The 16,169-nt window shown below is 71.1% G+C and carries 16 protein-coding genes; 10 read left to right on the top strand and 6 right to left on the bottom strand.

Annotation, left to right across the window (positions count from 1 at the left end; translation table 11 throughout):
- Window positions 1-10 precede the first annotated feature (10 nt).
- The 6 genes from LXM90_RS11005 (at window position 11) to LXM90_RS10980 (ending at window position 7,282) form a co-directional block, all read left to right on the top strand.
- Complete coding sequence (locus tag LXM90_RS11005) at window positions 11-3,208, top strand: efflux RND transporter permease subunit (RefSeq protein WP_020092177.1); 3,198 nt, start codon at window positions 11-13, stop codon at window positions 3,206-3,208.
- Window positions 3,209-3,317: 109 nt separating this feature from the next.
- Window positions 3,318-3,833 carry a hypothetical protein gene (locus LXM90_RS11000; protein WP_020092176.1) on the top strand — a complete coding sequence of 172 codons (516 nt, stop codon included), beginning with the start codon at window positions 3,318-3,320 and terminating at the stop codon, window positions 3,831-3,833.
- A 74-nt stretch (window positions 3,834-3,907) separates the two neighbouring features.
- Window positions 3,908-4,687: a lysophospholipid acyltransferase family protein gene (locus LXM90_RS10995; protein ID WP_234082738.1), complete on the top strand. Its 780-nt coding sequence runs from the start codon at window positions 3,908-3,910 to the stop codon at window positions 4,685-4,687.
- 132 nt (window positions 4,688-4,819) lie between these two features.
- Complete coding sequence (locus tag LXM90_RS10990) at window positions 4,820-5,266, top strand: hypothetical protein (protein WP_012319408.1); 447 nt, start codon at window positions 4,820-4,822, stop codon at window positions 5,264-5,266.
- Window positions 5,267-5,402: 136 nt separating this feature from the next.
- Window positions 5,403-6,509, top strand: coding sequence for a DUF2125 domain-containing protein (locus LXM90_RS10985; RefSeq protein WP_020092174.1), 1,107 nt, complete (start codon window positions 5,403-5,405; stop codon window positions 6,507-6,509).
- A gap of 113 nt (window positions 6,510-6,622) precedes the next feature.
- The gene (locus LXM90_RS10980) at window positions 6,623-7,282 is read left to right on the top strand and encodes a phosphoribosylanthranilate isomerase (protein WP_020092173.1); all 660 of its coding nucleotides are present in this window, start codon (window positions 6,623-6,625) and stop codon (window positions 7,280-7,282) included.
- Window positions 7,283-7,292: 10 nt separating this feature from the next.
- Here the strand turns inward: LXM90_RS10980 and LXM90_RS10975 are convergent, their stop codons facing one another.
- From LXM90_RS10975 to rpsA, 4 genes are all read right to left on the bottom strand, one after another.
- Complete coding sequence (locus LXM90_RS10975; protein WP_026604778.1) at window positions 7,293-7,661, bottom strand: LapA family protein; 369 nt, start codon at window positions 7,659-7,661, stop codon at window positions 7,293-7,295.
- An 18-nt stretch (window positions 7,662-7,679) separates the two neighbouring features.
- Window positions 7,680-7,991, bottom strand: a complete 312-nt coding sequence (locus LXM90_RS10970; protein WP_012319412.1) for an integration host factor subunit beta — start codon at window positions 7,989-7,991, stop codon at window positions 7,680-7,682.
- Between the two features lie 50 nt (window positions 7,992-8,041).
- Window positions 8,042-9,004 carry a signal peptide peptidase SppA gene (gene sppA, locus LXM90_RS10965; protein ID WP_020092171.1) on the bottom strand — a complete coding sequence of 321 codons (963 nt, stop codon included), beginning with the start codon at window positions 9,002-9,004 and terminating at the stop codon, window positions 8,042-8,044.
- A 342-nt stretch (window positions 9,005-9,346) separates the two neighbouring features.
- Complete coding sequence (gene rpsA / locus LXM90_RS10960; RefSeq protein WP_010683172.1) at window positions 9,347-11,059, bottom strand: 30S ribosomal protein S1; 1,713 nt, start codon at window positions 11,057-11,059, stop codon at window positions 9,347-9,349.
- A 534-nt stretch (window positions 11,060-11,593) separates the two neighbouring features.
- Here rpsA and LXM90_RS10955 point away from each other — a divergent pair.
- Window positions 11,594-12,361 (top strand): Crp/Fnr family transcriptional regulator, encoded by a 768-nt coding sequence (locus LXM90_RS10955; RefSeq protein WP_020092170.1) that lies wholly within the window; start codon window positions 11,594-11,596, stop codon window positions 12,359-12,361.
- Window positions 12,362-12,395: 34 nt separating this feature from the next.
- Here the strand turns inward: LXM90_RS10955 and LXM90_RS10950 are convergent, their stop codons facing one another.
- A complete protein-coding gene (locus LXM90_RS10950; protein ID WP_234082737.1) occupies window positions 12,396-13,244 on the bottom strand; it encodes a transglutaminase-like domain-containing protein in 849 nt (282 codons plus the stop codon).
- Window positions 13,245-13,595: 351 nt separating this feature from the next.
- On the opposite strand from LXM90_RS10950, the gene serA reads away from it, so the two are divergent.
- Both serA and LXM90_RS10940 read left to right on the top strand, forming a co-directional pair.
- Window positions 13,596-14,846: a phosphoglycerate dehydrogenase gene (gene serA, locus LXM90_RS10945; RefSeq protein WP_020092168.1), complete on the top strand. Its 1,251-nt coding sequence runs from the start codon at window positions 13,596-13,598 to the stop codon at window positions 14,844-14,846.
- Window positions 14,847-15,000: 154 nt separating this feature from the next.
- Window positions 15,001-15,480 (top strand): hypothetical protein, encoded by a 480-nt coding sequence (locus tag LXM90_RS10940; protein ID WP_026604777.1) that lies wholly within the window; start codon window positions 15,001-15,003, stop codon window positions 15,478-15,480.
- Window positions 15,481-15,483: 3 nt separating this feature from the next.
- Here the strand turns inward: LXM90_RS10940 and LXM90_RS10935 are convergent, their stop codons facing one another.
- Window positions 15,484-15,636 (bottom strand): hypothetical protein, encoded by a 153-nt coding sequence (locus tag LXM90_RS10935; protein ID WP_020092166.1) that lies wholly within the window; start codon window positions 15,634-15,636, stop codon window positions 15,484-15,486.
- Window positions 15,637-15,941: 305 nt separating this feature from the next.
- On the opposite strand from LXM90_RS10935, the gene LXM90_RS10930 reads away from it, so the two are divergent.
- Window positions 15,942-16,157 carry a hypothetical protein gene (locus tag LXM90_RS10930; RefSeq protein WP_020092165.1) on the top strand — a complete coding sequence of 72 codons (216 nt, stop codon included), beginning with the start codon at window positions 15,942-15,944 and terminating at the stop codon, window positions 16,155-16,157.
- The last annotated feature ends 12 nt before the right edge of the window (window positions 16,158-16,169 follow it).

Below are 16,169 nucleotides of genomic sequence, written 5' to 3'. Positions count from 1 at the left end.
GGTTTGACCGATGCGTTTCGCCCATTTCTTCGTCGACAGACCGATCTTCGCGTCCGTCACGTCGATCGTGTTCCTGATCCTCGGCTTCGTGGCCTACGAGAGCCTGCCGGTCTCGCAGTACCCCGAGATCGTGCCGCCGACCGTGACGGTGCGCGCCTCCTACCCGGGCGCCAACGCCGAGACCGTGGCCGCCACGATCGCGACGCCGATCGAGCAGGAGGTCAACGGCGTCGACAACATGCTCTACATGACGTCGTTGTCGACCAACGACGGCAACATGCTGCTGACCGTGACCTTCAAGGTCGGCACCAACCTCGATATCGCGAACGTGCTGGTGCAGAACCGGCTCTCGGTGGCGCAGCCGCGCCTGCCGCCGGACGTGCGCAACCTCGGCGTCACGGTCCGCAAGGCCTCGCCCGACCTGATGCTGGTCGTGCACCTGCTCTCGCCGAACAAGACCTATGACCAGAATTACCTCGCCAACTACATCTACCTGAACATCCGCGACGAGCTGCTGCGCCTCGACGGCGTCGGCGACATCACCATCTTCGGCGGTAACGAGTACGCCGAGCGCGTCTGGGTCGACCCGAACAAGCTCGCCGCCTACGGCCTCTCGGTCACCGACGTCACGACGGCCCTGCAGGAGCAGAACGTGCAGGTGGCCGCCGGCCAGCTGAACGGTCCGCCGGCCGCCAAGGGCGAGGCGTTCCAGCTCGTCGTGCAGTCGCAGGCGCGGTTCAAGACGCCCGAGCAGTTCGCCGAGGTGATCATCAAGGCGCAGGACGGGCGCCTCGTCCGGGTCAAGGACATCGCCCGCGTCGAGATGGGCCAGAAGGACTACACGACCAACTCGTTCCTCAACGACACGCCCGCGGTCGGCATCGGCGCCTTCCAGCGGCCGGGCACCAACGCGCTCGACGCGGCGGCGTCGGTCAAGAAGGTGATGGAGGAGGTCAAGAAGAACTTCCCGCCGGACGTCGAGTACCGCATCGCCTACAACCCGACGGAGTTCATCGAGGAATCGATCCACGAGGTCTACAAGACCCTGTTCGAGGCGGTCGGCCTCGTGGTCATCGTGGTCCTGGTGTTCCTCCAGAGCTGGCGGACCGCCCTGATCCCGGTCATCGCGATCCCGGTCTCGCTGATCGGCACCTTCGCGGCGATGGCCGCCTTCGGCTTCTCGCTGAACAACCTGACCCTGTTCGGGCTGGTGCTCGCGATCGGCATCGTGGTCGACGACGCGATCGTGGTGGTGGAGAACGTCGAGCGCAACATGGCCGAGGGCCTGTCGCCGGGCGACGCCGCCCACAAGACCATGGACGAGGTCGGCGGCGCGGTCATCGCCATCGCGCTGGTGCTCGCCGCGGTGTTCGTGCCGACGGCGTTCATCCCGGGCATCTCGGGCCAGTTCTACAAGCAGTTCGCGCTCACCATCGCGGCCTCGACCCTGATCTCGGCCTTCAACTCGCTGACCCTGTCGCCGGCGCTCTGCAAGCTGCTGCTGGTGCCCCACCACGCCCGCAAGGAGCCGAAGTTCTTCCTGACCCGGTTCGTGAACTGGCTGGCGAACGGCTTCAACCGCGGCTTCGACGCCACGTCGAACGCCTACGGCCGAACGATCCGGGTGCTCACCGGCGGGATCGTGGGCTTGGGCGTGATGCTGCTGGTCTACGCCGCGGTGATCGCTGGCACGCTCCACCTCGCGCAGACGACCCCCACGGGCTTCATCCCGGACCAGGACCAGGGCTACCTGATCGGCGTCGTCCAGCTCCCGTCCGGCTCCTCCCTCGACCGCACCACGGAGGTGTGCCTGCGCGCCGCCAAGCAGGCCCGGACGGTCGACGGCGTGGCCAACGCGGTGATCATCGCGGGCTTCGACGGCGCGACCTTCACCAACACGACCAATGCCGGCGTGATGTTCCTGACCCTCAAGGGGGCGAAGGAGCGCGCGGAAGTGGGTCGGAGCGCGGCCGTCATCACCGGCGACGTGCTGAAGGCCACCTCGGACATCCAAGAGGCGCGGGTCATCGTCATCCCGCCCCCGCCCGTCCGCGGTCTCGGCAACGGCGGCGGCTTCAAGATGCAGATCGAGAGCCGCCAATCCTCGGATATCGGCCCGCTCATGGCCGCCGCCGGCGAGGTGATCGCCCAGGCGAACCAGAGCGCGGACGTGCAGCGCGTGTTCACGACTTTCGACAACTCGACGCCGCAGCTCTTCCTCGACATCGACCGCACCATCGCGCGGATGCTGAACGTGCCGCTGGCCAACGTGTTCTCGTCGGTCCAGGCGGATCTCGGCGGCACCTACGTCAACGATTTCAACACCCTGGGCCGCATCTACCAGGTGCGCTTGCAGGGCGACGCGGCGTTCCGCACGTCGGTGCAGGACATCTCGCAGATCAAGGTGCGCTCCTCCACCGGCGCCCTGGTGCCGATGGGCACCCTCGCTTCGGTGCGGGACGTGACCGGTCCGCAGATCGTGCAGCGGTTCAACCTGTACTACTCGGTCCCGGTGCAGGGCGTGGCCAAGCCCGGCGTCTCCACCGGACAGGCGCTCACCGCCATGGAGGAGATCGCCAAGAAGGCGCTGCCCGACGGCTACTCGTACGACTGGACCGAGATCGCCTACCAGCAGAAGGCGGCGAGCGGCACGGCCGGCGCGGTCTTCGCCCTCGGCGTGCTGCTGGTCTTCCTCGTGCTCGCCGCGCAGTACGAATCCTGGGCGCTGCCGCTCGCGATCCTGCTGGTGGTGCCGACCGGCGTGCTCGCCGCGCTCGCGGGCGTGCAGTTCCGGGGGCAAGACAACAACATCCTGACCCAGATCGGCCTGATCGTGCTCATCGGCCTCGCGGCGAAGAACGCGATCCTGATCGTCGAGTTCGCGCACGACATCGAGCAGCGGGAGCATCGCGGCCCGGTCGAGGCGGCGGTCGAGGCCTGCCGTCTCCGCCTGCGCCCGATCCTGATGACCGCCTTCGCGTTCATCCTCGGCACCCTTCCGCTGGTCGTGGCGACCGGCCCCGGCGCCGAGATGCGCCAGGCGCTCGGCACCGCGGTGTTCTTCGGGATGATCGGCGCGACCTTCTTCGGCCTGTTCCTGACCCCGGTCTTCTACGTGGTGATCCGCCACTTCTCGATCTGGCTGGGCCGGTTCCGGAAGAAGCACACGCACGGCGATCCCGGCGGCGCGGCCCCGGCCCACGGCTGACGGCATACGCCCCCCGGGCCGCGGAACGATGGAAGCCGCGCCGGATCCGCGAGGATCGGGCGCGGCTTCCGCGCGACGGGCGGGGGCACCCGGTGTAGAGGCTCGCGGCATGCACGCCCTCGGTCGCCTGATTCTAGGGGCCTTCGCCCTCCTGCTCGCTGTCCCCACGGGTCTCGCGGTCCTGGTCCTGGCGCTGCTCGTCGACCCGGCCGCGCAGGCCTGGCTGTCCGGCGGGGCGCTCGCCGGACTCGACATGGCCCTGCCGGACCTCTCGGCCGGGCTGCCGCCGGAGGGGCTCGCCCTGCTCCTCGCCGGCCTCGCCAAGGCGCTGTTCGCGCTGCTGTTCGTACCCCCGGCCGTGATCGGCTTCGGCGGTGAGATCCTCGGGCGCCGCGGCCTGCTGTGGTACGGCGCCGGCTGCGGGCTGCTCACCGCCGCCCTCCCCTGGCTGACGCGCGGCGCGCTCCGGTCCGGCGGCGCCCGCGACGCCGCCCTCCTCGCGGGCGAGGCGCGCCTGACGCTGATCCTGTTCGCGGTCGGTGCCAGCGCCGGCCTGGTCTACTGGCTGGTCGCCGGGCGCGGCGCGGGGCTCGTCCGGGACGGGCATCGCCCCGAGGGGACCTGACGCCGCCCGGCACGTCGCCCTTGGCCGCGGACACGCGGGCGCGCTACAGGGGAGCCGCCACGACACGGTTCCCGATGCTCACCCTCCGCTCTCTCGCCTTCAACATCTGCTTCTACGCCGTCACGACGGTCCTGGCCTTCGCCGGCCTGCCCATGCTGGTCTCCGGCCGGTCGGTGCTGCGGCTCGCCCGCGCCTGGGGGCGGATCACCCTGTGGCTCCTGCGGGTCGTCGCGGGAACGCGGGTCGAGTTCCGCGGGCTGGAGAACATCCCGGCCGGCCCCCTGCTGGTGGCCGCCAAGCACCAGTCGGCCCTGGAGACGCTGGCCCTCTGCACGGTGCTGCCGAACTTCGCCTACATCCTGAAGAAGGAGCTGCTGCTTATCCCGCTGATCGGCTGGTACCTGTCGCGCAGCGGCATGGTGGCGATCGACCGGTCGAAGGGCAGCCGGGCCATGAGCCTGATGAACGCCGCCGCCGGCGCGGCGATCCGGGACGGCCGCCAGCTCATCATCTTCCCCGAGGGCACCCGGCGTCCGGTCGGGGCGCCGCCCGCCTACAAGCAGGGGCTCTCGCACCTCTACACCGCCCTGAACGTGCCTTGCCTGCCCGTGGCGCTGAACACCGGCCTGTTCTGGTCGCGCAACAGCCTCGTGCGCCGGCCGGGCCGGGCGGTGATCGAGTTCCTGCCGCCCATCCCGCCGGGCCTGCCCCGCCAGGAGTTCCAGGCGCTGGCCCAGGAGCGGCTCGAGACGGCCTCGAACGCCCTCGTCGAGGGCGGCCTCCAGGGCCTCGCAGCCGAGGGGCACGCCGTGCCGGCCGACGAGGCGCCGGCCGCCGCAGACGCCCGACGCTGAGCCGTTCGCGAGCGCGGTTTTCCGCGTCGGACCGGCGCCCGGCGGCTTGTGGATAACGGGCATCGTCGCCACATCTCGCTCTAGGAACGTCGCCCTTGACGCCTGTGGATATCGCGCGTTAGGTTAGAACAAATGGCGAACAGAAGAGCCCTGTCCTGGTCGGCCGCGCTCCGCGACCTGAAGGACGATCGCACCCGGAGGCAGGATGTGCGTGAAGAACGCCTCAAGACGACCGCGGGTCTGCGCGGCTCCCCCGCGCTCCCGCTCTCGGCCTGGCGCGGCCGCTCCGGCCGGCGCTACGTGGTCGGTGTCCACCCGGCCGGCGGCTTCGACCTCGACGAGATGGCGCAGGCCGTGGTGATCGCCGTCCGCCGGGACAACGCCGGCATCGCCGAGATGGTCTCGGTGGCGAGTTCCAGCGAGAGCCCGCGCGACCACCTGCGCCGGACCTGGCTCGACCGTGTCCGCCGCCGGGGCGCCACCGAGATGCACGTCCACCGCCTCGCCGAGAACGAGGCCGAGCGGACGGCGATCGTCGAGGATCTGCAGGTCGACACCGTCGAGCCGGCGCAGGTCTGACCGGGAACGCGCCGCGCGCGGACGGATCGCGTCCGCGGCGGTCGACCCGTGGCGGTGCTGCCCCAGTTTCGCCCCTTGCGTGGCCACAAGCCGGGGTCACGATGTCCCCGCGGGGACGGGTCGGGGAGCGGAACGCATGGTGCAGGATCGGACGCGGCCGGAGGGTGCCGCTGAGACAGCTCCGGTACGGGGCGCGCGGCGATCCCGGCGGGGGCTGTTCCTGCCCTACATCCTGCTCGCACTCGTGGTCGTGGGCTGGTCGGCCGGCTGGCTGTGGATGCGGGAGCGCGCGGCCAGCGAGATCGACGGCTGGATCGCCCGCGAGGCGACCGCCGGACGCACCTGGACCTGCGCGGACCGATCCCTCGGCGGCTACCCGTTCCGCCTGGAACTGCGCTGCAGCGCCGTGACCCTCGAGCGCGCCGACGGGCGCTTCCGGCTCGGCCCGAGCACAGCGGTGGCGCAGATCTACCAGCCCCGCCTGGTCGTCTTCGAGAGCGCGGGCCCCTTCCACGTCGAGCAGGGCCCGCTGACCGGCGACGCGTCCTGGACCGCGCTCCAGGGCAGCTTCCACGGCGCCGCGGGGGGCTTCAGCCGCGCGTCCCTGGTCGTCGACAAGCCCGACATCACCGTGACGGGCGCCGAGCCCGGCCCGATCGCGGTCTCGGGGCGGCACCTCGAGCTGCATGCCCGGCCGAGCCCGGGCCGCTTCGACTCCGACGGCGCCGTGGATGTCAGCCTGCGCCTGAACCAGGCGGCGGTTCCGCAGCTCGACGCGGTAACCGGAACGCAGGATCCGGCCGACCTCGCCCTGGACGCGACCCTGACGCAGGCGACCGTGCTGCGCACCGGGACGGTGGCGCGCGAGCTGGAGCGCTGGCGTCAGGCCGGCGGTGCCCTGGACCTGACGGCCCTGTCGCTCGCCAAGGGCCCGCAGCGCGTCCAGGCGAAGGGCAGCCTCGCCCTCGACGCCGCCCACCGGCCCGCCGGGCAGATCGACCTGCGGGCGGCCGGCGTCGACGCGCTGGTCGGCAGCATCGTCGGCCAGCGCTTCGGCTCGGACCGGGGCGCGCTGGTGGGCCAGCTGGTCGGCGGGCTCCTGGGGCTGGCCCAGCGCCCCGGCCCCGACGCGCCGGCCGACGGGACGCCGCTGAAGGCGCTCCCGCCGCTGCGGCTCGTCGACGGCAAGCTCGTCTTCAGCGGCTTCCCGATCCCGAACGTCTACGTGCCGGCCCTGTACTAGGCGAGCGGCCCTGCCGGCCGGCACTGCCGGGTGGGCGGTGCGGGCGCGACCGGTATGACCGCTCGGCGCGCCGCGGGCCTGCTCGTCGGTGCGGGATCGGCTATAGGAGGCCGATGGCCTCCTCCCCGCCCCCGACCCGCGTGAAGATCTGCGGGCTCAGCACCGAAGCGACCCTGACCGCCGCTCTGGAGGCCGGGGCGGACTGGATCGGCCTCGTGCACTTCCCCCGCAGTCCCCGGCACGTGGCGCTGGCGGGGGCCGCCGCGCTGTCCGCTCTGGCCCGCGGCCGGGCCGAGCGGGTCATCCTGCTCGTCGATCCGGACGACGCGCTTCTCGCCGCGTCCGTCGAGGCGGTGGATCCGGATCTCGTCCAGCTCCACGGCCGGGAGAGCCCGGAGCGCGTCGCGGCGATCCGTGCCCGGACCGGGCGGCCGGTGATGAAGGCGCTCGGCATCGCGACGTCGGCGGATCTCGCGGCCCTGCCGGCCTACGCGGCGGTCGCCGACCGGATCCTGCTGGACGCCAAGGCGCCGCCGGACGCCGCCCTGCCGGGCGGCAACGGCCGGCGCTTCGATTGGGAGATCCTGCGCGGCGCCGCGCTCCCGCCCGGGACCATGCTGTCGGGCGGACTGGATGCCGGAAACGTGGCCGACGCCCTCGCCCGCACGGGGATCGGCGCCGTCGACGTCTCGTCGGGTGTCGAGACGGCGCCCGGGGTGAAGGATCCGGCGAAGATCGCGGCCTTCGTGGCGGCCGCGCGCGGCCGGCGCTGAGGGGGCCGCCTCAGCGCGGGGCCGGCAGGGCCGTCCGGCCGGTATTCGGGACCGTGTAGACGCCCGAGGTCTCGGTCTCCGGCGCGTAGGCCCGCAGGCGGGTCGCCTCGCGCTCGTGCCGGACGGCCTCGCGGCGGTGATAGCGCGCCCGCGCGCGGGTCTTGCCCTGGCCGAGCCACGTGAAGATGCCGCCCACCACGATGCCCAGGGCCACCGCGCCGAACAGGATCGCGTAGAGCGGGAGATCGACGCTGAAGACCGGCGCGTCCACGTTGAACGGATCGAAGGAGAGCCGCACCGGCGCGCGATTGGCCACCGCCAGGAGGATCACCAGGGCGGCGATCGGCAGCAGCACGAGGCTCTTCAGGAAACGGATCATCGCGCTCACAGGTCCTTCCTACTCGGCGGCCGAGGCATTCTCGCCGATCCCGGCGGCGTTCAGGCGCTGGCGCATCTCCTTGCCGGTCTTGAACACGGGGATCGCCTTCTCGGACACGGCAACGGCGGCACCCGTGCGCGGGTTGCGTCCCCGGCGCGCCTCCCGGCGCTTGACCGAGAAAGCGCCGAAGCCGCGCAGCTCGACCCGGTCGCCGCGGGCCAGCGCGTCGGAAATGGTGTCGAGGATCGCGTTGACCAGGATCTCCACGTCGCGCTGGTAGAGATGCGGGTTCTGCTCGGCGATCTTGAGGACGAGCTCCGACTTGATCATGGCGTGGGATCTTCTCGCGGGATCGGGGCGGGCTGCGCGGCGGCGGTCGTTCAGGGTTCCGGGCGCCAGAGGGCGAGCATCCCGCCTCGGGCGGCCTCGGCCTCGGCGCCGACGGATCGCAGCCGCGCCGCCAGGCCTTCCAGGCCGAGGAGGTCGGCGCCGATCCCGGCGGCCGACCACAGGGAGAACCGGCTCTCCGAGGCAGGCTTCCAGTCCTTGATCGGCAGGTTCGTCTGGACGCCGCGGGCGCTCTCCAGCCACGCCACCGCCTGCCGCTCGCCGCCGAGCTCGTCGACGAGCTTCAGCGGCACGCTCTGGCGCCCGCTGAACACCCGTCCGTCCGAGACGGTGCTGAGCTGGGCCGGATCCATGCCGCGGCGCTCCGCGACGAGGCCCTTGAACCACGCGTAGGTGTCGCCCACCACGGAGGCCAGCGCGGCGCGCGCCTCCGGCGAGGTCGGGGTGAAGCCCGAGGGCTCGGCCTTGAGCGGCGACGACTTCACCGACTCGACCTTGACGCCGACCTTGTCCAGCAGACCCGAGAAGTCGGGGTACTGGAACAGCACGCCGATCGAGCCGACCAGGCTGGTCTCGCGCGCGACGATGTGATCGGCCGCGATCGCGGTGATGTAGGCGCCGGACGCGGCGGTGCCGTCCACGAAGGCCACGATCGGCTTCTTGGCGGCGAGCGCCCGGAGGTTGCGGAAGATCTCCTCCGAGCCCGTAGTCGTGCCGCCCGGCGAGTTGATCGAGACGATCACGCCCTTCACGGCGTCCGAATCGCCGACCCGCTTCATCAGCTTGGCGGTGGCCTCGCTCCCGGCGATGAAGCCCGAGACGGAGATGCGGGCGATCTGGGGCTGCACCGCGAAGGCGCCGTCCGCGCCCGTCCGCACCCGGTACCCGAGGGCCCCGACCGCCACGATGAGGCCGCCGACGCCGAGCACGCGCCAGAGGGACAACCTGCGGCGCAGGCGCCGCCGGTCAATCAGCAGTTCGGCATCGGCTGCCATGCTGTCGCTTCCCCTAAAGCACCCCGACCGGCCCCTCGACGGGGTGCGGGAGGCGTACCCCCGCGCCGGGCAAGTCCTTGGTTTCCTTCGGCTCGCCCGGCCCGAGCCGAGCGAGGCCGGTGTTCTAGAGCATTTTCCGCGGGCCTGGATACGGGGCGCGCGAAGAAAATGACGGGGCCGCCCGTCGCTGTCGCGTCGGGCGGCACGACCGGACCGGCCGCGCGCTCCTGGCAACCTTGGATTGCCGGCGCCCAAAGAAAAACCCGCCCGGGACCGGGGTCCCGCGCGGGTCTCAACCGTCGGCTCCGCCGCCCGGACAGGCCGGGCGGCGGAGCCAGTATCTCACTCGTCGTCGGAGCGCTTCTTGTTGAAGGCGGCGCCGAGGATGTCGCCGAGGGAGGCACCCGAATCGGCAGAGCCGAACTGGGCCATGGCCTCCTTCTCCTCGGCGACCTCGAGGGCCTTGATCGAGACCTGCACGCGGCGGGCCTTCCGGTCGAACTGGACGACGCGGGCGTCGAACTTCTCGCCGGTGGCGAAGCGCTCGGGGCGCTGGTCGCCGCGGTCGCGGGCGAGTTCGGCCCGGCGGATGAAGGTCTGCATGTCGGTGTCGACGATCTTCACCTCGACGCCGGCATCCTTCACCTCGACCACCTCACAGGTGACGATCTGACCCTTCTTGATCTCGCCGGCCTCGGCGAAGGGGTCACCGCCGAGCTGCTTCACGCCCAGCGAGATCCGCTCCTTCTCGACGTCGACGTCGAGAACCTGGGCGCGGACCATGTCGCCCTTCTTGAACTCCTCGATGACCTGCTCGCCGGGACGGTTCCAGTCGAGATCTGACAGGTGGACCATGCCGTCGACGTCGCCCTCGAGGCCGATGAACAGGCCGAACTCGGTCTTGTTCTTGACCTCGCCCTCGACCTCGGAACCGACCGGGTGCTTCTCGGCGAAGGCCTCCCAGGGGTTCTGCAGGGTCTGCTTGAGGCCCAGCGAGATCCGGCGCTTGACCGGATCGACCTCCAGGATCTGAACCTCGACCTCCTGGGAGGTGGAGACGATCTTGCCCGGATGGACGTTCTTCTTGGTCCAGCTCATCTCGGAGACGTGGATCAGGCCCTCGATCCCCGGCTCCAGCTCCACGAAGGCGCCGTAATCGGTGATGTTGGTCACGCGGCCCTTGAGCTTGGCGCCCTCCGGGTAGCGGGCGGCGATGCCCTCCCACGGATCGGCGAGCAGCTGCTTGATGCCGAGCGAGATGCGGTGCGTCTCGTGGTTGATCTTGATGATCTTGACCTTCACGGTCTGGCCGATCGTGACCACCTCGGACGGGTGGTTCACGCGGCGCCACGCCATGTCGGTGACGTGCAGCAGGCCGTCGATCCCGCCGAGGTCGACGAACGCGCCGTACTCGGTGATGTTCTTGACGACGCCGTCGATGACCTGACCTTCCTCGAGGTTGGCCACCAGCTCGGAGCGCTGCTCGGCGCGGCTCTCCTCGAGGACGGTCCGGCGCGACACGACGATGTTGCCGCGGCGGCGATCCATCTTGAGGATCTGGAACGGCTGCGGGGTGCCCAGCAGCGGGGTGACGTCGCGGACCGGGCGGATGTCGACCTGCGAGCGCGGCAGGAACGCCACGGCGCCGTCGAGGTCGACCGTGTAGCCGCCCTTGACCTGGTTGAAGATCGTGCCGGTGACGCGGTCGTTGTTCTCGAACGACTTCTCAAGCTTGACCCAGCTCTCCTCGCGGCGCGCCTTGTCGCGCGAGATGACGGCCTCGCCGAGCGCGTTCTCGATCCGGTCGACGTAGACCTCGACCTCGTCGCCGACCTTCAGCTCGCCCTCGCGGCCGGGACCGGTGAATTCCTTGAGCGCGACACGGCCTTCCGTCTTGGCGCCGATGTCGATGACGGCCACGTCCTTCTCGATCGCGACGACGCGACCCTTGACGACGGAGCCTTCGGTGATCTCGTGTTCGAGGAAGCTCTCCTCGAGGAGGGCTGCGAAATCCTCGCGGCTCGGGCCACGCCCCAGAGCGGTACCTGCGGTCATTCTGTCTCCTGAACGGCCCCCGGCGGAGGCCCGTTGCGTCGGCGGCTCGCGTTGCAGGCGCCCCCGTTCGCCGCGGCCTTCCCGGAGTCTTTCGGGAGAGGCGACCGGTCCCGCGGGACCCGGTTTGCCGACGCGTCGATACGGATGACGAGGGCGGTCCGTCCGGCGGCCCGGCGGGCGCGCCAGAAGACGAGCGCGCGAGGGCGGATCCGGGAGGACGCGCGTCCCTTACAACATCGGCCTTGCGACTTCAACCGATTAGGGTTTTAGGCTCGCGGGGCGGAGGACGGTCCGCGGGGTCCGGGCGATATCGGTGGTCTTGCCGCCGGCCGCAGATCCGGCAAACTTGTCCGCCGTCGAACGTTTGCGGTCGCGCTTCCGCCGGCTGAGGGGGTAACCCCGCTCGACCGAGGTCCGCGCCGGTCGGCGATCCGGGGCGTAAGGGGGGGTGAAGCGTGGGTTGTCCTGATCTCGACTCTCGGTCTGCCCCCCGTCGGCGCAGCGGCACCGCGCGCTCCGGGGCCTGAGCCCCCGATGCCGAACGGGTACAACGCCCCGATGGAGATGCTGGCGCGCAAGCTCGACAGCATCGCGCGGCTCGCCGAGTCCGACCGCGCGGCGCTTCTCGATCTGCCGCACACGGTCCGGAACCTGCCGGCCCGCCACGACATCGTCCGGTTCGGTGACCGGCCGACCCACAGCTGCCTCGTCCTGCAGGGATGGGTCTACCGCTACGCCGCCCTCGCCGAGGGCGGGCGGCAGATCCTGTCGTTCTACATCGCTGGCGACCTGCCGGATCTGCAGAGCCTCCATCTGCACCGGATGGATCACAACCTCGCCACCCTGACGTCCTGCGTCGTGGCACTGATCGCGCACGACGACCTGCGCGCGGTCCTCCTGCGCAATCCGGGGCTCGCCGGCACGCTTTGGCGCGACAGCCTCATCGACGCCGCCCATTACCGCGAGCGGATCACCAGCCTCGGGCGGCGGCAGGCGCTGGGCCGCGTGGCCCACCTGTTCTGCGAGCTGTACCTGCGGCAGAAGGCGGTCGGGCTCGCGCGCGGCCTGAGCTGCCCCCTGGTGCCCAAGCAGTCCGAACTCGCCGACGCGCTCGGCCTGACCAGCGTCCACCTCAACCGAGTCCTGCGCACCCTGCGTGGACGCGGGCTCGTCACGCTGAGCGGCGGCATCCTGACCATCGAGGATTGGGACGCGCTGACGGAGGTTGCGGAGTTCGACCAGACGTTCCTGCACCTGGCGAACAACCCGGCGCCGGCCCGAGAGACCGCCGAGGCGATCTAGCGGGTGGGGCCGGGTGACGCGGCGGGCGCGCGCCTCAGGCGGCCCGGGCCAAGGTCTCCGGCGGCTCGACCACCGCGTCGGTGTGGACGTCGAACCGGACCAGATGGGCGGCACCGAAGCTCGTCGTCAGGGCGCAGTCGGTGGCGTCGCGGCCGCGGGCCATGACGATGCGGCCGATGCGGGGCCGGTTGTGGCGGGCGTCGAACGTGTACCAGCGCGGCCCCTCGGGCCCTTCGAGGAAGACCTCGAACCACGCGGAGAAGTCCATCGGCGCCGGGTCCTTCGGCACGCCGATATCGCCGAGGTATCCGGTGGCGTAGCGCGCCGGGATGTTCATGCACCGGCACAGGGTGATCGCCAGGTGCGCGAAGTCCCGGCACACGCCGACGCCCTGCGTGTAGCCGTCGAAGGCGGTGCGGGTCGCGTCGGCCTGCTGGTAGTCGAAGCGCAGGCGGGTGTGGGCGAAGTCGACGATCGCCTGGACGCGGGCCCAGCCCTCCGGCGTGCCGCCGAACAGGGACCACGCGATGCTCGACAGCTTGTCGGTGTCGCAGTAGCGGGAGCCGAGCAGGTACGGCACGACGTCGTCCGGCAGGTCCTGGACGGCGATCTGCCGGGCGCCGGGGGCCTGATCGTCCGGCAGCCCGCTGTCGGCGATCGTGAAATCGGCCGCCATGGTGATCCGGCCGCCCGGCGCGACGATGCGCGTGCAGACATTGCCGAAGGCGTCGACGTGCTGCGACGCCGCGACCGGCGGATCGAAGGCGATCACCTCCGGCGTCAGGAGGTCGCCCCGCCGCTCCGGGCGCACGTTGAGGAGCAGGTTCATCGGCGTGGGGCCGAATGTGTCGAAGGCGATCGAGAAGCCGGTGCGGATATGCATCGTCGGGGACCGTGAGGAAGGACGCCGGCCGACGGAGCGGCAGGCGGGTCGTTACAGTACAGGGCCCAATAAGCCGCGAGAGGAGGCCGAGTTCCGTCGGCGAGGTCAGTTCAGGACGGTTGGGGCTGCCCGAATATTTGGCAGGGTGACGCCTGCGGCAATCGTGCCGCGTCTGGGCCGGCCAGCATCCGGTGAGCCATGCGGCAGGCCGGGGGCGGGGCTGCGGTCAAGCGGGGCGGTCCGTCACCGCGCCATGTTGCAACGCACACGGCGCCCTCTTATCCCAGGCCGCTCGACTCCAGGGCCTGCCGGCACCGCCCGGCCCGGCCTGCTGCCAGACGATCGACGCCCATGACGCCCGACAAGCTTTCCCTGCCGAAGGACAAGATCCGCGTCCTGCTGCTCGAGGGCATCAACGACAGCGCCGTGGCGCTGATGCGGGCGGCCGGCTACACCAACCTGACCCGCCTGCCGAAGGCGCTGGACCGGGAGGCCCTGCACGAGGCGCTCCAGGGCGTGCACATGGTGGGCATCCGCTCGCGCACGCAGCTCGACGCGGCCGCCTTCGAGGCGGCGGACCGGCTCCTGGCCGTGGGCTGCTTCTCGGTCGGCACCAACCAGGTCGACCTAGACGCGGCGCGCCACCGGGGCATCCCGGTCTTCAACGCGCCCTTCTCCAACACCCGCTCGGTGGCGGAGCTGACGATCGGCGAGATCGTGATGCTGCTGCGCCGGATCGTTCCGCGCTCGGTGGGCGCCCACGCGGGCCGCTGGGACAAGTCGGCGGTGGGCTCGCTGGAGGTGCGCGGCAAGACGCTGGGCATCGTCGGCTACGGCAATATCGGCACGCAGCTCTCGACCCTGGCCGAGGCCATGGGCATGCGGGTGCTGTTCTACGACCACACCGACAAGCTGCGCCACGGCAACACCGAGCCGGTCGAGACGCTGCACGCCCTGCTGGCGCAGAGCGACGTCGTCTCGCTGCACGTGCCGGAGACCGACGCCACCGCCAACATGATCGGCGCCGCCGAGATCCGGGCGATGAAGCCCGGCGCCTTCCTGATCAACAACGCCCGGGGCACCGTGGTCGATCTCGAAGCGCTGGCCGCGGCCCTGCGCGACGGCCATCTCAAGGGCGCGGCCGTCGACGTCTTCCCGGTGGAGCCCGGCTCGAACGCCGAAACGTTCGTGAGCCCGCTCCAGCGCCTCGAGAACGTGATCCTCACCCCGCATATCGGCGGCTCCACCGAGGAGGCGCAGGAGCGGATCGGCTCCGAGGTGGCGCGCAAGCTCGTGGACTATTCCGATATCGGCTCGACGGTCGGCGCGGTGAACTTCCCGCAGGTGCAGCTCCCGGCCCGTCCGACCGGGACGCGGTTCATCCACGTCCAGCGCAACCTGCCCGGCATGCTCGGGCGGCTCAACGACGTGTTCTCCCGCGGCCACGTCAACATCGCCGCGCAGTTCTACCAGACCGACGGCGAGGTCGGTTACGTGGTGCTGGAGACCGACGCCACCGACGCGGATGCCGAGGCGCTGCTCACCGAGATCCGCGCCATCCCGGGCACGATCCGGGCCCGCCTCCTCTACGAGCGCCGCTGATCCCGAGGCGCGCGCGGGAATTTACGATGCGCGCGTGAACGCGGCGGGTCTTGCCGCGTTCGTCTTGCGCGGCCAAGCTGGCCGCTGTTCAAGTCAGGGACGGCACCATCGACGGCCTCGGCCGGTCGAGCGCCCGGCCGGCGGAGGAATTGCGGTGACGAAGCGTGTAGCGTGCGCATGGGCCGGCCTCGTGCTCGGCATCGTCGGGTCGGTCTCGGTCGTCTCCGGCGCGTCGGCGGATTGCCTGCGCCGGGTCTACAACCGGTCGAACCTCGTTCTGGTCGCCCGTCAGGACGGCGGCCCGCCCGCCACGCTGCTGCCCGGCCAGTCGCTCCCGGTGCGGCTGGCGCGGCCGGGCCAGATCGACATCACGGCCTATTGCGGTGCGCCGGGCGCGGGCGGGACCCCGGTCACCCAGCGGACCTTCGATTACGAGGCGGTGCTCGACCGCTGCTTCGTCCGGTTCGGGGGCGACCTGTTCGTGCCGCAGATCGGGCGCGGCTTCATCGGTCTCCAGGAGACGGCCCCGTTCACCGTCAACAACCCGCGCCAAGGCGACATCATCCTCGGGCCCGCGGCCGGCGCGTCTTGCCCGCTGCCGGCCGCTGCTCCCGTGCTGAGCCGCCGGGGTTGAGCGTCAGAGATAGTGCCGGAAGACGACGCCCGCGTCGTCGGTCGCGGCCGGTTGCGCGGGCGACACCGGCCCGATGAACGGGCTCGCGAGGCGCAGGGCCACGAGTCCGAGGGCTGCGAGCGCCGGGGCGAGCAGGCGGAACGGGCGAGCGAGCATGGACGCCTCCGTCGCGCCGCCGATCCCGCCCGCGTCGTGCGGACAGACTGGGTGCGCCTGTGAAGGATCGCACCTTACGGCCGAGCTGGACGTGCCGAAGCGCACATGGGTAACGTTAAGGTCGTGCCCGGATCGCGGGGCCGGCGGGGACGACGTGACGGTCGGGCGCTTGCGTCCATCACCTCGCTGGCAAGTCCGCCGATGCCCTCCTATGCTGCCCACATCGGGGGCTGCCTGGGATCGCGCTGCACGGGCCGCGGCGGCGCTTCCCGGGTAGAACCGACTGCGTGAACGAGGACGCGCGTATGCTGACCCAGACAGGCAACTCGATTCTCCGAGGCGATCTCGGCGTCGAGGAGACCACCGAGTCCGACAACATCGTCCGCTGGGACGGCGAGCGGCTCTACGTGGAGCAGGACGTCTACCACAACGGGCAACTGGTTCACCGCAAGTACCGCCGCACCGTCACCGAGCCCGTCGCTCACGCGCTCTGGGCGATCATCAATCGCGCCAAGCAGTGAGCTGGCAGTGAG

The sequence above is a fragment of the Methylobacterium oryzae genome, assembly GCF_021398735.1.
Classification (GTDB): domain Bacteria; phylum Pseudomonadota; class Alphaproteobacteria; order Rhizobiales; family Beijerinckiaceae; genus Methylobacterium.
This window is presented reverse-complemented; position numbering and strand designations above follow the sequence as displayed.

Bases quoted from the DNA above. Each gene is read 5' to 3' on its own strand.
- serA (WP_020092168.1), top strand. From the start codon at position 13,596: ATGACGCCCGACAAGCTTTCCCTGCCGAAGGACAAGATCCGCGTCCTG.
- LXM90_RS10980 (WP_020092173.1), top strand. From the start codon at position 6,623: ATGGCCTCCTCCCCGCCCCCGACCCGCGTGAAGATCTGCGGGCTCAGC.
- LXM90_RS10930 (WP_020092165.1), top strand. From the start codon at position 15,942: ATGCTGACCCAGACAGGCAACTCGATTCTCCGAGGCGATCTCGGCGTC.
- LXM90_RS10950 (WP_234082737.1), bottom strand. From the start codon at position 13,244: ATGCATATCCGCACCGGCTTCTCGATCGCCTTCGACACATTCGGCCCC.
- LXM90_RS10970 (WP_012319412.1), bottom strand. From the start codon at position 7,991: ATGATCAAGTCGGAGCTCGTCCTCAAGATCGCCGAGCAGAACCCGCAT.
- LXM90_RS10985 (WP_020092174.1), top strand. From the start codon at position 5,403: ATGGTGCAGGATCGGACGCGGCCGGAGGGTGCCGCTGAGACAGCTCCG.
- LXM90_RS10955 (WP_020092170.1), top strand. From the start codon at position 11,594: ATGCCGAACGGGTACAACGCCCCGATGGAGATGCTGGCGCGCAAGCTC.
- LXM90_RS10995 (WP_234082738.1), top strand. From the start codon at position 3,908: ATGCTCACCCTCCGCTCTCTCGCCTTCAACATCTGCTTCTACGCCGTC.
- LXM90_RS10990 (WP_012319408.1), top strand. From the start codon at position 4,820: ATGGCGAACAGAAGAGCCCTGTCCTGGTCGGCCGCGCTCCGCGACCTG.
- LXM90_RS11000 (WP_020092176.1), top strand. From the start codon at position 3,318: ATGCACGCCCTCGGTCGCCTGATTCTAGGGGCCTTCGCCCTCCTGCTC.
- sppA (WP_020092171.1), bottom strand. From the start codon at position 9,004: ATGGCAGCCGATGCCGAACTGCTGATTGACCGGCGGCGCCTGCGCCGC.
- rpsA (WP_010683172.1), bottom strand. From the start codon at position 11,059: ATGACCGCAGGTACCGCTCTGGGGCGTGGCCCGAGCCGCGAGGATTTC.
- LXM90_RS10975 (WP_026604778.1), bottom strand. From the start codon at position 7,661: ATGATCCGTTTCCTGAAGAGCCTCGTGCTGCTGCCGATCGCCGCCCTG.
- LXM90_RS10935 (WP_020092166.1), bottom strand. From the start codon at position 15,636: ATGCTCGCTCGCCCGTTCCGCCTGCTCGCCCCGGCGCTCGCAGCCCTC.
- LXM90_RS11005 (WP_020092177.1), top strand. From the start codon at position 11: ATGCGTTTCGCCCATTTCTTCGTCGACAGACCGATCTTCGCGTCCGTC.